This window comes from Paraburkholderia monticola, assembly GCF_001580545.1.
Taxonomy (GTDB): domain Bacteria; phylum Pseudomonadota; class Gammaproteobacteria; order Burkholderiales; family Burkholderiaceae; genus Paraburkholderia; species Paraburkholderia monticola.
Genome location: NZ_LRBG01000002.1, coordinates 192,324 through 204,968, shown reverse-complemented (window position 1 = coordinate 204,968; position 12,645 = coordinate 192,324). Strand labels below are relative to the sequence as shown.

The window sequence follows — 12,645 nt, the reverse complement described above, 5'->3', positions numbered from 1 at the left end:
CCGTCTCCAGAATGTCCGGTCTCTCGCCGGTCGAAATGGGTCAAGCGCGGCACGACGCGCGACACGAAGTTCACGCAGCCGCCTGCGGCGAGCGCGATGGCACACCGGCGTCCAGCTCCGCGATTCGCGCATCGTCGAAGCCGAGCTCGCGCAGCACCTCGACCGTGTGCTCGCCGATCTTCGCGATCGGCCGACGCGGCCCGAGACGCGCACCGTCGAGCGAAATCGGCAGCAACGGCATCGCGGTCTCGCTGCCGTCGTCGAGCGTCAGCGGCACGAGGCCGCCGCTCGCGTTCAGGTGCGGATCGTCGAACAGCTCTTCGGGTTTCGTGATCGACGCGAACGGAATGTGACGGCGCTCGAACAGCGGTGCGAGCGTCGCGCCTTCGAAGCGGCTCAGGCTTTCGCCGAGCGTCTGCAGCAGCCAGCCACGCGCGAGCACGCGGTCGTTGTTGGTCGCGAGGCGCGCATCGGCGAGCAGATCGTCGCGCTCGAGAATCGCGCACAGCGCGCGCCACTGCGCGTCGCCGGTCGCGGCGATGAACATCTGCTCGCCGTGGGCGAGCGTGAACACGTCGTAGACGGCCCATGCGCTGATGCGCTCGGGCATCGGCGCGGCGGCCATGCCGGTTGCCGCGAACTGCTGCATGTGCTGCGCGCACAGCAGCACGCAGTTCTCGAACAGCGCGCTCTGCACCTCCTTGCCGCGGCCGCTCGCGTGCCGCTCGTGCAGCGCGGCCAGCACGCCGATCGCCCCGAACATGCCGCCCATGATGTCGTTGACCGAGCTGCCCGCGCGCAGCGGACGGCCAACCGGCCCGGTCATGTACGCGAGTCCCGCCATCATCTGCACGACTTCGTCGAGCGCGAGACGCTGTTCGTAGGGACCATTGAGAAAGCCCTTGTGCGACACATAGATCAGCTTCGGGTTACGCTCGCGCAGCGTCGCGTAATCGAGGCCGAGGCTCGCCATGCGGCCGGGCTTGAAGTTTTCGACGAAGACGTCGGCGCTATCGACGAGTTGCTTCAGCGCGGCGAGACCGGCTTCGCTGTCGAGATCGAGCGCAACGCTCTTCTTGTTGCGATTGAAGGTGCGGAAAAAGCCGGCACCTGCGCCGAGCAGGCGGCGCGTGCCGTCGCCGCGCGGCGGCTCGACCTTGATCACTTCGGCGCCGAGGTCGCCGAGGATCATCCCGCAGGTCGGGCCCATCACCATATGCGACAACTCGATCACACGGATGCCCGCGAGCGGCAACGTGCCCGCTTGCGGCATGGACGACGAAGACGAAGCTGAGGTTGCGGAGGAAAGTGGAGTCATGGCAGCGCCTGCGAAACGGAAGATTGGGAACGACGCGAAGATTGGGGGTACTCGGCAGATGCCCGCGCCGAGCCAGCATCCGCGGCCTGCTTCGGCAATCCGGCGCGCGCGAGATAGCCGTACAGCGGCTCGCCCGGCAGCGCCTGGGCAAGCACCTCGCGCGAGGCGAGCAGCCGCGTGATGTCGATACCGGTGTCGTAGCCCATGCTGTCGAGCATGAACACGAGGTCTTCGGTATTGACGTTGCCGGTCGCGCCCGGCGCATGGGGACAGCCGCCGAGACCGGCCAGCGACGCATCGAACTCGCGGATGCCGTGCTGCAGCGCGACCAGCGTGTTGGCCAGAGCGAGACCGCGCGTGTCGTGGAAATGCAGCGAGCGCAGCCGCTCGCCCGCGACGTCGCGTACCAGCTCGATCACCTCGCCGACCTGGCGCGGCGTCGCTTCGCCGGTCGTATCACCGAGCGCGATCACGTCGGCGCCGGCCTGCACCGCTGCACGCGCGATCGCGGCGATATCCGCGTACGGCACCGCGCCCTGCAGCGTGCAGCCGAACACCGTCGACAAACCTGCGATCAGCACGACGCGATGGCCGCACGTTGAGGACGCGCTATCGATCAGCTCGCGCATCGCGGCGAACGCGTCGATCATCTCGGCCGGCGTCTTGCGCACGTTCGCGACGCTATGCGCGGCGCTCACCGAAATCGGCGCGACGATGCGCTGCACGCCGGCCTCGAGTGCGTATCGCGCGCCTTGCAGGTTCGGCACGAGCGCGCTCACGCCCAGATCGCGGTAGCTAAGGGCATGGGCGACGACGTCGGCGGCGTCGGCCATTTGCGGCAGCAGCCTGGCCGGCACGAACGACGCGACTTCCATATGGCGCACGCCGGCCGCATACGCGGCGTCGATCCAGCGACGCTTGTCGTCGGTGGACATGATGCGGGCAATGCTTTGCAGACCGTCGCGCAGACCGACTTCGGTCACGACGACGCGCTCGCGGGTGTCATTCATCGGTTTGAATCCTGATCGTGGACATGGGCCTGGGAGGCCCGGGGATGGAGCAGTCGAGCTAACAGGATCACAGCGTGCCCGCGTGCGCACGCGCGGCAAAGTCTGCTTTGACGACGCACACCATCGCCGCTCGCGATGGCCGCTCAGGCCGATGGGGCGGCCTTTGGCGCGCGCCTGGGTGAAATGCTTAGGGGTTTGTCTGGAGAGGTGACAGAAGGGAGTACGGCGGACCTACAAATGGGATGACTGGAGTGGCTCACGTCGTGCGCCAGCTTCTCAGATCAGGCAAACACGAACCTCTTATCGAGCCGATACTTGACGATATAACCGATCACGAGCCCGATCACTCCGCCGGTGAAGCGCGTAGGCTCCGAGTGATAGATTGCATTCGCGCCAAATTCGAAACCCCAAAAGATCGCGGTCGTGGCGAGCCCCATCACGGTGTACAGCAAAAAGCTCCTGATCCCGTGCGACAGATCGCGATGGCGATAGCGAAAGATCCAGATCTTGTCGAGAGCGAACTTCACTATCAATCCCACCGCTGTCCCGACGACGACGGAGAACAGCACGCTAAACGGGCCTGAATAGGCGATCAATGAAAGCTTCTGAAAACCGATATTCGCGAGGATCGAAAGTCCCGCGAACAGCGCGTAGAAAATCACGAGCCGCGATGCGCTCATGGGAGTGGCTGATGTGCTCACGTCAGGTACCACCGTGTCAGGAAGAAGAAACGGACATCCACCGAAATGGATGCACCGACTTAAAGCGAAAGGCGCTTGAATAGGCGGCCGGGAATCGATCGGATGATCAGCATGATGCCCCACCAGAACCACGGCGTATAAACGACATCCCGGCCCTTCTCTATTGCGCGCACGATGTCGCCGGCAACTTTGTCTGGCGTAGCCACGAGCGGCCCGGGCAAAGGAAGACCGGCCGTCATCGGGGTCGCGACAAAGCCCGGCTTGATCGTCACGACATGCGCGCCCACCTTGAAGAGTCGCGCCCGCAGGCCTTCGCAGAAAGCCGACAGCGCCGCCTTCGCGCTGCCGTACAGATAGTTGGACTGGCGTCCGCGATCGCCGGCAACCGACGAAATCACCGCTATCGTGCCGCCACGCTGCTGTTCGACTACGCTTGCAAAACGCGTCAGCAACGCGATCACGGACACTGCGTTGGTGTTCAACTCGCGCACCGCAATGGCGACGTCATTCTGGCAAGCCTGCTGATCAGGCAACGTGCCGGGGGCGACCAGCACGATGTCCAGCGCGCCGAGTTCGACCGCGCAGCGCTCCACGATCGCCGCATGCTCACCGAGCCGATCGATATCCAGTTGCTGGTACAGCACGGCCTGTGCGCCGCGCGCCTTCAGATCATCCGCGACCTGCTGCAAGCGCTCCGCGTTACGCGCGACAAGGAAAAACCGCGCCCCCTGTTTGGCCCACTGACGCGCACAGGCTATAGCGATGGCCGATGTCGCGCCTACGATAACGATGTTTTTCATGCTCGAGTAGTTCGCTCCCAGAAGCGTGACAGCAGAGCCGGATCACGCAGCGCTTCGACCTGCTCCCACCGCGGATAAGAAGCGCGAAAATCCTCGCCCGACATGTGGGCGTCCTTCGCCGGATAAATACGTCCGCCGCTCTCGCGCACGATTGCGTCGAGCCGGTCGAACAGCTTGCGATTCGATGTGTCGCGCTGCGGGAAATCCAGCGCCAGCGACGTACCTTCCAACGGAAAGGACAGCAACCCCGGCGACGGCATGTCGCCGCAGCGTTTGAGCACCGCGAGGAACGATCCGGTTCCACTGCTGGCGATCGCGTCGAGAATCGCGCGCGTGGCATCGCGCGCGTTGGGAACCGGAATCACGCATTGATACTGCTGAAAACCCGCACGCCCATAAATGCGATTCCATTCGAGAATGCTGTCGAGCGGATAGAAGTAGGAATCGTAACCAACGGTGGACTTCAATTCGTCCGCTTTTTGCCGCCGGTAGTAAAGCTCGTTGAACACACGCAACGTCAGACGGTTGAACACCGGAATCGGCGCCGTAAACGGCATCGTGTGCGTCTTGCGGCGTTCGACTTCCAGCCGCCCTTCTGATGCGTGGTCGCCCACCATGAAAATGCCTCTGCCGAGCGCGGCATCGCGGCTCTGGCAGTCGACCCACGCGACGCTGTACTCGTGTAGCGGGTCGAGCCGCTCGGCTAGCGTGAAGAACTCGTCGAGATTGGCGAACCGCCGGCTGGTCACCTCGAGCAGGCTCGACGTGACGGGCATCAACTGGATTTCCGCCCACGTAATCAGCCCGGTCATGCCAAGTCCGCCAATCGTCGCCGCGAAGAAATCGGCGTGCGCCTGCGGCGTGCATTCGAACTGCGTGCCATCGCTGCGCAGCAGGCCAAAACATCGTACATGGCGGCCGAACGTGCCGCGCACATGATGGTTCTTGCCGTGAACGTCGTTGGCGATAGCGCCGCCCAAGGTCACGTATTTGGTGCCCGGCGTGACAGGCAACATCCATCCTCGTGGAATGGCCACCTCGAGGATCTGACCGAGCGTGAGACCGGGCTCGGCCCGCAATATTCCGCTTTGCCAATCGGCCAGAATCAGCCGGTCCATTGGCAGCGTCTGGATCACGTGCCCCGACGACGCAAGACAGCTGTCGCCGTAACTGCGCCCGTTGCCGAACATCAGCGTCGTGCCCTCTTTGTCGCTCACACTGCGCCATACCGTTGCGGCTGAATCCCGCCACGCAAGCGGATGGGCATCTTGTGGCGCGTACGGATAACGTCCCCATGAATGAACTTTCGACATTGTCTAGGTCGCCATCCAGAAGACGATGCCGCACAGCGCGAAGACCACCCAGCTCATCCGGTCCTTCGCCGCAAATACGATCGGATCGTCCTCCATCTGCCCGCGATGCGCGATGACCCACACGCGGCTGACCCAGTAAAGCAGGAGAGGACAGGCCATCCAGATCAACTCCGGATGTCGGTAGAGGCTCGTGGTGGCGCCATCCTGAATGTAGAGCGCGAGAACCAGCACTGAAAGATAACCAGAAGCGGCGCCAAGCGATGAAATCAGCGGGAGGTCATCGGCCACATAGCCCCGGCCGCGCGTTCTGATCAGGCCGCGCTCGCGCAGCACGTGCAGCTCCGCATAGCGCTTGACCAGAGCGAGGCTTAGAAAAATGAACATCGAAAACGCGAGCAACCAGAACGTGAGCCGCGCGTCGATCGCGGCGGCGCCCGCGACGATCCGTGTCGTGTAGAGCGAGGCCAATACGACGACGTCCACCATGACGCGGCGCTTCAGATGCAACGAATACGCCATCGTGAGCACGTAGTACCCCAACAATACATACATGAAATCACGCGGAAGACAGAACCACGCGATCGTGCCACCGAACAGCAGCAGAACCGGAACGAGCAGCGCGCCCCAAACGAGGGGGATTGCGCCGGAAGCGAGTGGCCGGCGCCGTTTCGTCGGATGATGTCGGTCGTCGTCGAGATCGAGCAAATCGTTCAGCAGATAGACGCTCGACGCGCACATGCCAAATGCGAAAAACGCAATGATCGCGGCAAGCACCGCAGGGAAGTGCGATACCTGATGCGCCGCCAGCAGCGGGACGAATATCAACAGATTCTTTAACCACTGGTGTAATCGCAACGATTTCGCCCACGCCCGCGGCAAGCCTGAGCGTTCGTCGATGACACGCTCGACATTGCCTTGTTTGCGTGCCGCGCGCTCCACACCGCTCGCCGGATTGACGACATACGCGCGCTCGGCGGCGGCCCAGACGGTCACGTCGTCGTGAGAATTACCCGCGTAGTCGAAGCCTTTTTCGCCGAATTCCTCGACCAGTCTTTGGCGTTTGCAATGCGCGGACAGATTGATGTCGTTGTGCGTGGCGAATGTTTTATCGAATAGCCCAAGATGGTCGGCAATCGCCCTCGCGTAGCGCTCATGGCTAGCGGTCGCCAACACGAGCGTGCGCCCCGTGGCGCGCTCCTGCTGCAACCACTCGATTACAGCGGCATCGTATGGCAGGACCGTGACATCGATATCCGTCGCTGCGGCGAGACGGGCTTTCAGTCCCGGCTTGCCTTCGCGCGCAAACCATAGGAGAGGCTCGTAAAACCGGTGCGGAGAAGCTTTCGCGAAAGCAAAGCCGCATTCAATCAGGACATCTGACCGAATGAGTGTGCCATCGAGATCGACAACGAGGGGTTTGCTGCTCATTCACGGGGCCGCAACACGCGGATGTAAGGTGAAGAGCCATGCGGTTGCGTAGGAACTGGTTATGCCAGCATGCCTAGTCAAACCAAATCGCACGGGGCCTGATGTTCAATGCGCGTAAAGCGGGCACGCTCAATTTCAGACAATGGACCGACTACCTGCTTGTTGAACCGCCCGTTTCGAGGCGCTCGGTCGCGCACCTTGCAACGGCTAGCGCCGCCCGAAGCATTGCCAAGTCAGGCGAATACTACAAGATCTGCAACATCGGACAGTTCAGTACCACACTAAGCGAACCAGATCGCATGATGTTCGAGCGGCGCGCGTCAGGTCGCGCCGAGCAGATGCTCGAGCAAACGCGCGGCCGCCAGCGTCAACGCCGCGCGATCGCGCATGCAGATCACGAAGCGCCGCTCGGCCCACGGCTCGCGCAACGGCACGGCGACGATGCCGTACGCGTCGGCGGCATGGCGCGGGAGCGCCTCGCGCGGCAGGATCGCGACCGCGAGACCCGCCTGGATGAAGCGATACGCGGCATCGAACGTCGACACATAGGTGCGGTAATTCAGCTCGCTGCCCTTCTCCAGCGCGATGCGCTGCATCAGCGCATTCACCGACGCATTCGACGCGAGCCCCAGATGATCGAACCCGAGCGTCTGCTCGAAGCCGACTTGTGCCTCACACGCGAGCGGATGCGCGCGCGGCACGATCAGCGCGAGATGATCGGCGCGGTACGGCAGTGTGTCGAGACTGCCGAGCGGCACCGTGTCGCGGCAGATGCCCAGATCGGCGACGCCCTCTTCGAGCCCGCGCACGATGTCCGCGCTGACGCGCTCCTCGACGTCGACGCGAATCGCCGGATTCGCTTGCAGAAACGCCGACACCGCCTCGGGCAAAAACTCCACCATCGACGACACGTTGGCGAGCACCCGCACATGCCCGCGCGCACCGGCCGCGTATTCGCTGAGCTCGGCCTGCAGGCGTTCGTGGCCGCGCATGATGAGCCGGGCGTGGCGCAGCAGCGCTTCGCCGGCGGCGGTCGCCCGCACGCCGCGCTGGCTGCGCGACAGCAACGCGACATCGACGAGCGCTTCGAGATCGGCAAGGCGCTTGCTGACCGCCGACGGCGCGATGAACTCGCGCTCGGCCGCGCGCGCGATCGTGCCTTCCTCGCACACGGCGATGAACAAGCGCAACGTCACCTGATCGATTTGCCACATCGGCGCAGCGGGTTCGTGAGATGAGAGTGATGAAAATTATGCCCTGAGGACGGCGGGCGCTGAAGTGTGCTCGGTAAAGCGACGGCTGCCGGGCGTGCAGGCGGCGCGCAGCGTCCGGGCCATCTCCGCCCTTGCCCACGAATTTCGGTCTGGCTATGCTGACGGGTGCGCCGGCTGCCGCCAGGCCCCGCCCCAACCAGAACAACCGCTCGAGACTCCGCTCATGTCCACCACCAGTCTGTTTTTTACCGCCGCCGGCGTCGGCCTCGCGATCGCCGCGCCGGTCGGCCCGATGGGCATGCTATGCATCCGCCGCACCCTGACCGGCGGCCCGCGCGCGGGACTCGCGATCGGCTTCGGCATCGCCAGCGGCGACGCCGCCTATGGGCTGATCGCGGCGCTCGGCCTCGTCGGCATTTCGCACTTCATGCTCGCGTACGACCGCCCGTTGCATCTGCTCGCGGGCCTGTTCCTGCTGTATCTCGGCGTGCGCACGCTGCTGCAGAAGCCGCCCGCTGAAGCCGCCGACGGCAACGGCAACGGTAACGGCAACGGCCAACTCGCGCAGATCGGCCGTGCCGGCGCGCTGCGCGCGTATGCGAGCGCGCTGCTGCTGACGCTGACCAATCCGCAGACTGTGATCATGTTCGCCGCGCTGTTCACGACGCTCGCGCCGCGCGGCGCGTTCTCGCCCGCCATCGCGCTGACGACGGTCGGCGGCGTGTTCGCTGGCTCGATCGCATGGTGGTGTTGCCTCGTGACAATGGTCTCGCTCGCGCGTCATGCCATCGGCAGCAAGCTGCGCGTCGCGATCGATCGTCTGGTGGGCTTCACGCTCGCGGCGTTCGGCGTCGTCGAAATCCGCCGCGCGCTCTGAGCGGCACCCGGCACAACCTGCCACACACTCACGCGGCGCGCTCCGAACCGGGCGCGTCTCGAGCCGCGACACGCTCGCCCTGAGCGCATGCCGCACGCAGGGGCGGCAGTTTTGCGACAATAGCGCCTTTCGCCGCACACGCGGCGGCCGACGCGACCGCGCAAGCCACCGCACGCCGCCACCGCACTGCGCCACCCCAAGCCGCCCCGGCGCGTACGCCGGCCTTGCCGCCCAACCCTTCACCCGCGCTGCGTCAGCTGTCCGCTCAATGGCTCTCCCCCACATCGATCTGCTGTACTCCGTCTCCGGCCTGTTCGTCGGCTTTCTGGTCGGGCTGACGGGCGTCGGCGGCGGCTCGCTGATGACGCCGATTCTGGTCCTGCTGTTCAAGGTGCACCCGGCGACCGCGGTCGGCACCGACCTGCTGTATGCGGCCGCCACCAAAGCGACCGGCACGCTGGTGCACGGCCTGAAAGGCTCGGTCGACTGGCAGATCACGCTGCGCCTCGCGGCCGGCAGCGTGCCCGCGGCGACCATCACGCTGATCCTGCTGCATCGCTATGGAATGGACACGCCGGGCGCCAGCCGGCTGATCCAGGTCGTGCTCGGCGCGGCGCTGCTGATTACGGCGGTCGCACTGGTGTTCCGTCCGCAGCTCGCGGCGCTCGGCGCGCGCAAGCAACGCACGCCGAGCCAGGCGCGCACGCTCTCGCTGACGATGCTGACCGGCGCGATCCTCGGCGTGCTGGTGTCGTTGACGTCGGTGGGTGCGGGCGCGATCGGCGTGACGGTGCTGCTGCTGCTGTACCCGATGCTGCCGACCCAGCGCATCGTCGGCTCCGACATCGCGCACGCGGTGCCGCTCACGTTGCTCGCGGGCGCCGGACACTGGCTGCTCGGCTCGATCGACTGGTCGATGCTGCTGTCGCTGCTGGTCGGATCGCTGCCGGGCATCGCGATCGGCAGCTATCTGTCGTCGCGCGCGCCGGACGCGCTGCTGCGCAATCTGCTCGCGGCGACGCTGACGCTGGTCGGTGTGCGGCTGGTATTGTCGTGACGCGCCAAAGACAGCGTCACGCTATTTGAAAAACCGGAAAGTCAGATCCGACTCGAACTGCCGCACCCACTGACCGTGCTGGTCGCGATACGACTGTGACCACCCGCCGCGCCGCACGGTGACGACCCGCTCATGCACCGGCTCACCCGGTGTCGCGCTCGCGCTGATGTCGAAATGCGCCGGCGCGAAGCCGTGTCGCGCGCAGACCAGTTCGAACGCCGCGCGATCGCCGATCGGTAGATCAATATAGCGAAACAGCATGGTTTCCATGACCGTGGCTCCCCGTTCCCTGCTCATCACGGTACGCCTCGCGATGCGTCGGCAATGTGTCGCAACGCACGAATTCACGGCGGCCGCGCCCATATGAGCACCGGTACGTGCGGCAAGCCGCATTGCTGCGGTCGCGCAAGCCACGACTGGAACCACGCCCCCGAAATCCGCGGCGAAAAAAAAGCTCCGGCGATCATGCCGGAGCCTCGGGGTAATTAGCCAGACCGCGCGGCGCGGCCCTTGCGGCGCCGCGCGCGCATGCGCATCGCTTACTGCTGCACCACCGTCAGCTTGTTCGACACCGACGTCACGCCCGCGACACCCTTGGCGGCTGTGCCGGCCGCCTCGATCTGTCCCTCATCCGGCACCGAACCGGTCAGCGTCACCGCGCCGCCGCGCGCGCGCACGGAGATGTTCGACACGTCGAGCCCTTGGGTCTTGGTGAGGGCGGCGCGCACCTTGCGGCCGAGTTGGTGATTCGCGGCCTTGCCGGCCTTGACGGCGGCTGCCGCCGACGCCGTATCCGTTGCCGGAGCGTTGGTCTGGGCGTAGACGCTGCATGCCGCCACCATTGCCACGACCGAACCCAGTGTTTTCAGAAAACCGACCGTCTTCATAGCTCTCTTCTCCTTGGTTTCACATTGGACCGCATCTGCAAGCGGCTTCGTTACGACTTCGGGTGGCCATCGTGGCGCGAATGCGCGCGTCAGCAACGACCGGTTAAGGCTATGACACGATGTGCAAGAGGCAAGAGAGGCTGATTACCGGCGAGAGTCCGTGGGGCGCCGTCCAGAACGACGGTGCGCGACGCAGCACGCGTGGTAACCCGCGAACCGCGAAGCCAGTCGACGCACCCGGTTCTTGTCCGTCTTGCCGGGATCGCGCCGCAAACGTTGAATCGCGGTAGCGATGCACAATTTAATCTAGCCAGGACAGAAGCGCAAAGGGTTTAGCGCGCGGCGTGGCGCGCTCGCAGCGGGCGCTTCATGCGTGCGGGATAACGGCGTGCGCCGTGGTCGCGAGCGATCCACGCCGGCTTCGCAGCGGCGTGCGCCATGGCGTTCAGCGCGGCATTCACCATTTGTTACGCGTTTTCGGGGTGACGGGCGGTCCCGCGTTTCGCGGCCGCGCGAATCTCAGGTACCATCGGCGCGACGCGTGCTGGCGCGCAGTCCATCCCGTTTCCCCGATGATCCGATGAAGCCTGACACCGGCCCCACCCGCCCTCCCCGTCTCGTCGCCCGTTTCGTCGCGATCTCGTGGCGCGACCTGGCGGTCTCGTTCGGCCCGCTCGTGCTGCTGGTGATCGTCGCGATCTGGGCCGCCGTGCGGCTGATCCAGCCCGCGCCGCCGAATACGCTGACGATCAGCGCCGGCCCGGTCGGCAGCACGTTCTGGAATGCCGCGCAGAAGTACAAGACGATCCTCGCGCGCAACCGCATCACGTTGAACGTGCTGGCCTCGCAGGGCTCGCAGGAAAATCTGAAACGGCTGTCGGACCCGAACGCGAACGTCGACGTCGGCTTCGTGCAGGGCGGCATCGCGCGTGTGGCGACGGACAAGGCTCCCAACCTGATGTCGCTCGGCAGCGTCGCTTACCTGCCGCTCGCGATCTTCTATCGCGGCGCCCCCGTCGACTGGCTGTCCGGATTCAAGGGCCAGCGCCTCGCGATCGGACCCGAGGGCAGCGGCACGCGCGAACTCGCGCTCGCGCTGCTGAAAGACAACGGCATCGTGCCGGGCGGTCCAACGGAACTGCTGCCGCTGACGGGCGACGAAGCCGCCAACGCGCTGATCGACGGCAAGATCGACGCGACCTTCCTCGCCGGCGACTCGGCGCAACCGGCCGTGATGGGCAAGCTCTATCGCACGGGGAATGTGCGCTTCTACGATTTCACCCAGGCCGACGCCTACACGCGGCGCTTTCCGTTTCTGACGCAACTGAAGGTGCCGATGGGCGCGTTCGACCTCGGCAAGAACCTGCCGGCGAACTCGATCAACATCGTCGCGCCGACCGCCGAACTGATCGCGCGCGATTCGCTGCATCCGGCGCTCTCGGATCTGCTGATCGAAGCCGCGCGCGAGGTGCATGGCGGCGCCACGACCCTGCAGCGCGCCGGCGAATTCCCCGCGCCGGTCGCCCACGAATTCCCGCTTTCCGACGAGGCGGCGCGCTACTACAAAGCCGGCAAGAGCTTCCTGTACCGGACGCTGCCGTTCTGGATCGCGAGTCTGGCGGACCGCCTGCTGGTGATCGTCGTGCCGCTGATCGTGCTGCTCGTGCCGGCGCTGCGCATCGTGCCGGGGTTGTACGCGTGGCGGGTGAAGTCGCGCATCTATCGCTGGTACGGCTCGCTGATCGCGATCGAGCGCAGCGCGCTCGGCGAACATTCGGCCGACGAGCGCGCGTCGCTGCTCGAACGGCTCGACAGGATCGAGGACTCGGTCAACGGCATGAAGATGCCGCTCGCGTACGCGGACCAGTTCTACGTGCTGCGCGAGCACATCGGTTTCGTGCGGCGCCGGCTCGCGGAAGGCCGCGACGCGCCGGGCGCACTGGACGAGACCCACGAGCCGGCCACCGAGAAAGTCAAAGGTTGAGCGCCCGGCCCTCATCACCGGAACCTACACGCGACGCCCCGCCACCAGGGGATATC

Annotated in this window: 12 protein-coding genes; 3 read left to right on the top strand and 9 right to left on the bottom strand. The window is 65.3% G+C overall.

Annotation, left to right across the window (positions count from 1 at the left end):
- Window positions 1–70 precede the first annotated feature (70 nt).
- The 7 genes from CI15_RS03025 to CI15_RS02995 form a co-directional block, all read right to left on the bottom strand.
- Window positions 71–1,318, bottom strand: coding sequence for a CaiB/BaiF CoA transferase family protein (locus tag CI15_RS03025; RefSeq protein ID WP_062124225.1), 1,248 nt, complete (start codon window positions 1,316–1,318; stop codon window positions 71–73).
- Window positions 1,315–2,328 (bottom strand): hydroxymethylglutaryl-CoA lyase, encoded by a 1,014-nt coding sequence (locus CI15_RS03020; protein WP_062124224.1) that lies wholly within the window; start codon window positions 2,326–2,328, stop codon window positions 1,315–1,317. Before CI15_RS03020 ends, CI15_RS03025 begins: the two co-directional genes overlap by 4 nt.
- A 281-nt stretch (window positions 2,329–2,609) precedes the next feature.
- A complete protein-coding gene (locus tag CI15_RS03015; protein WP_062124222.1) occupies window positions 2,610–3,008 on the bottom strand; it encodes a GtrA family protein in 399 nt (132 codons plus the stop codon).
- An 80-nt stretch (window positions 3,009–3,088) separates the two neighbouring features.
- Complete coding sequence (locus tag CI15_RS03010) at window positions 3,089–3,829, bottom strand: SDR family oxidoreductase (RefSeq protein ID WP_062124221.1); 741 nt, start codon at window positions 3,827–3,829, stop codon at window positions 3,089–3,091.
- On the bottom strand, window positions 3,826–5,142 hold the full coding sequence (locus tag CI15_RS03005) for an FAD-binding oxidoreductase (RefSeq protein ID WP_062124219.1): 1,317 nt from the start codon (window positions 5,140–5,142) through the stop codon (window positions 3,826–3,828). Before CI15_RS03005 ends, CI15_RS03010 begins: the two co-directional genes overlap by 4 nt.
- Window positions 5,143–5,145: 3 nt before the next feature.
- A complete protein-coding gene (locus CI15_RS03000) occupies window positions 5,146–6,570 on the bottom strand; it encodes a UbiA family prenyltransferase (protein ID WP_062124218.1) in 1,425 nt (474 codons plus the stop codon).
- Window positions 6,571–6,890: 320 nt separating this feature from the next.
- Entirely contained in the window at window positions 6,891–7,784 is an 894-nt protein-coding gene (locus CI15_RS02995) for a LysR substrate-binding domain-containing protein (protein ID WP_062124216.1), read from the bottom strand.
- Between the two features lie 223 nt (window positions 7,785–8,007).
- Between CI15_RS02995 and CI15_RS02990 the strand changes: the two genes are divergently transcribed.
- Both CI15_RS02990 and CI15_RS02985 read left to right on the top strand, forming a co-directional pair.
- Window positions 8,008–8,661 (top strand): LysE family translocator, encoded by a 654-nt coding sequence (locus CI15_RS02990; protein ID WP_062124214.1) that lies wholly within the window; start codon window positions 8,008–8,010, stop codon window positions 8,659–8,661.
- A gap of 268 nt (window positions 8,662–8,929) precedes the next feature.
- Window positions 8,930–9,718 (top strand): sulfite exporter TauE/SafE family protein, encoded by a 789-nt coding sequence (locus CI15_RS02985; protein WP_062124212.1) that lies wholly within the window; start codon window positions 8,930–8,932, stop codon window positions 9,716–9,718.
- A 21-nt stretch (window positions 9,719–9,739) separates the two neighbouring features.
- Here CI15_RS02985 and CI15_RS02980 read toward each other — a convergent pair whose 3' ends face one another.
- Together CI15_RS02980 and CI15_RS02975 are read right to left on the bottom strand one after the other, a co-directional pair.
- Window positions 9,740–9,988 (bottom strand): hypothetical protein, encoded by a 249-nt coding sequence (locus CI15_RS02980; RefSeq protein ID WP_062124210.1) that lies wholly within the window; start codon window positions 9,986–9,988, stop codon window positions 9,740–9,742.
- 269 nt (window positions 9,989–10,257) lie between these two features.
- Window positions 10,258–10,605, bottom strand: a complete 348-nt coding sequence (locus CI15_RS02975) for a BON domain-containing protein (protein WP_062124208.1) — start codon at window positions 10,603–10,605, stop codon at window positions 10,258–10,260.
- A 580-nt stretch (window positions 10,606–11,185) separates the two neighbouring features.
- Here CI15_RS02975 and CI15_RS02970 point away from each other — a divergent pair.
- Entirely contained in the window at window positions 11,186–12,589 is a 1,404-nt protein-coding gene (locus CI15_RS02970; protein WP_062124206.1) for a TAXI family TRAP transporter solute-binding subunit, read from the top strand.
- The last annotated feature ends 56 nt before the right edge of the window (window positions 12,590–12,645 follow it).

What these genes read in the sequence shown, in the direction of transcription:
- CI15_RS02980 (WP_062124210.1), bottom strand. Translation starts at nt 9,988, where the DNA reads ATGGAAACCATGCTGTTTCGCTATATTGATCTACCGATCGGCGATCGC.
- CI15_RS02995 (WP_062124216.1), bottom strand. Translation starts at nt 7,784, where the DNA reads ATGTGGCAAATCGATCAGGTGACGTTGCGCTTGTTCATCGCCGTGTGC.
- CI15_RS02975 (WP_062124208.1), bottom strand. Translation starts at nt 10,605, where the DNA reads ATGAAGACGGTCGGTTTTCTGAAAACACTGGGTTCGGTCGTGGCAATG.
- CI15_RS02990 (WP_062124214.1), top strand. Translation starts at nt 8,008, where the DNA reads ATGTCCACCACCAGTCTGTTTTTTACCGCCGCCGGCGTCGGCCTCGCG.
- CI15_RS03015 (WP_062124222.1), bottom strand. Translation starts at nt 3,008, where the DNA reads ATGAGCGCATCGCGGCTCGTGATTTTCTACGCGCTGTTCGCGGGACTT.
- CI15_RS03020 (WP_062124224.1), bottom strand. Translation starts at nt 2,328, where the DNA reads ATGAATGACACCCGCGAGCGCGTCGTCGTGACCGAAGTCGGTCTGCGC.
- CI15_RS02970 (WP_062124206.1), top strand. Translation starts at nt 11,186, where the DNA reads ATGAAGCCTGACACCGGCCCCACCCGCCCTCCCCGTCTCGTCGCCCGT.
- CI15_RS03010 (WP_062124221.1), bottom strand. Translation starts at nt 3,829, where the DNA reads ATGAAAAACATCGTTATCGTAGGCGCGACATCGGCCATCGCTATAGCC.
- CI15_RS03005 (WP_062124219.1), bottom strand. Translation starts at nt 5,142, where the DNA reads ATGTCGAAAGTTCATTCATGGGGACGTTATCCGTACGCGCCACAAGAT.
- CI15_RS03000 (WP_062124218.1), bottom strand. Translation starts at nt 6,570, where the DNA reads ATGAGCAGCAAACCCCTCGTTGTCGATCTCGATGGCACACTCATTCGG.
- CI15_RS02985 (WP_062124212.1), top strand. Translation starts at nt 8,930, where the DNA reads ATGGCTCTCCCCCACATCGATCTGCTGTACTCCGTCTCCGGCCTGTTC.
- CI15_RS03025 (WP_062124225.1), bottom strand. Translation starts at nt 1,318, where the DNA reads ATGACTCCACTTTCCTCCGCAACCTCAGCTTCGTCTTCGTCGTCCATG.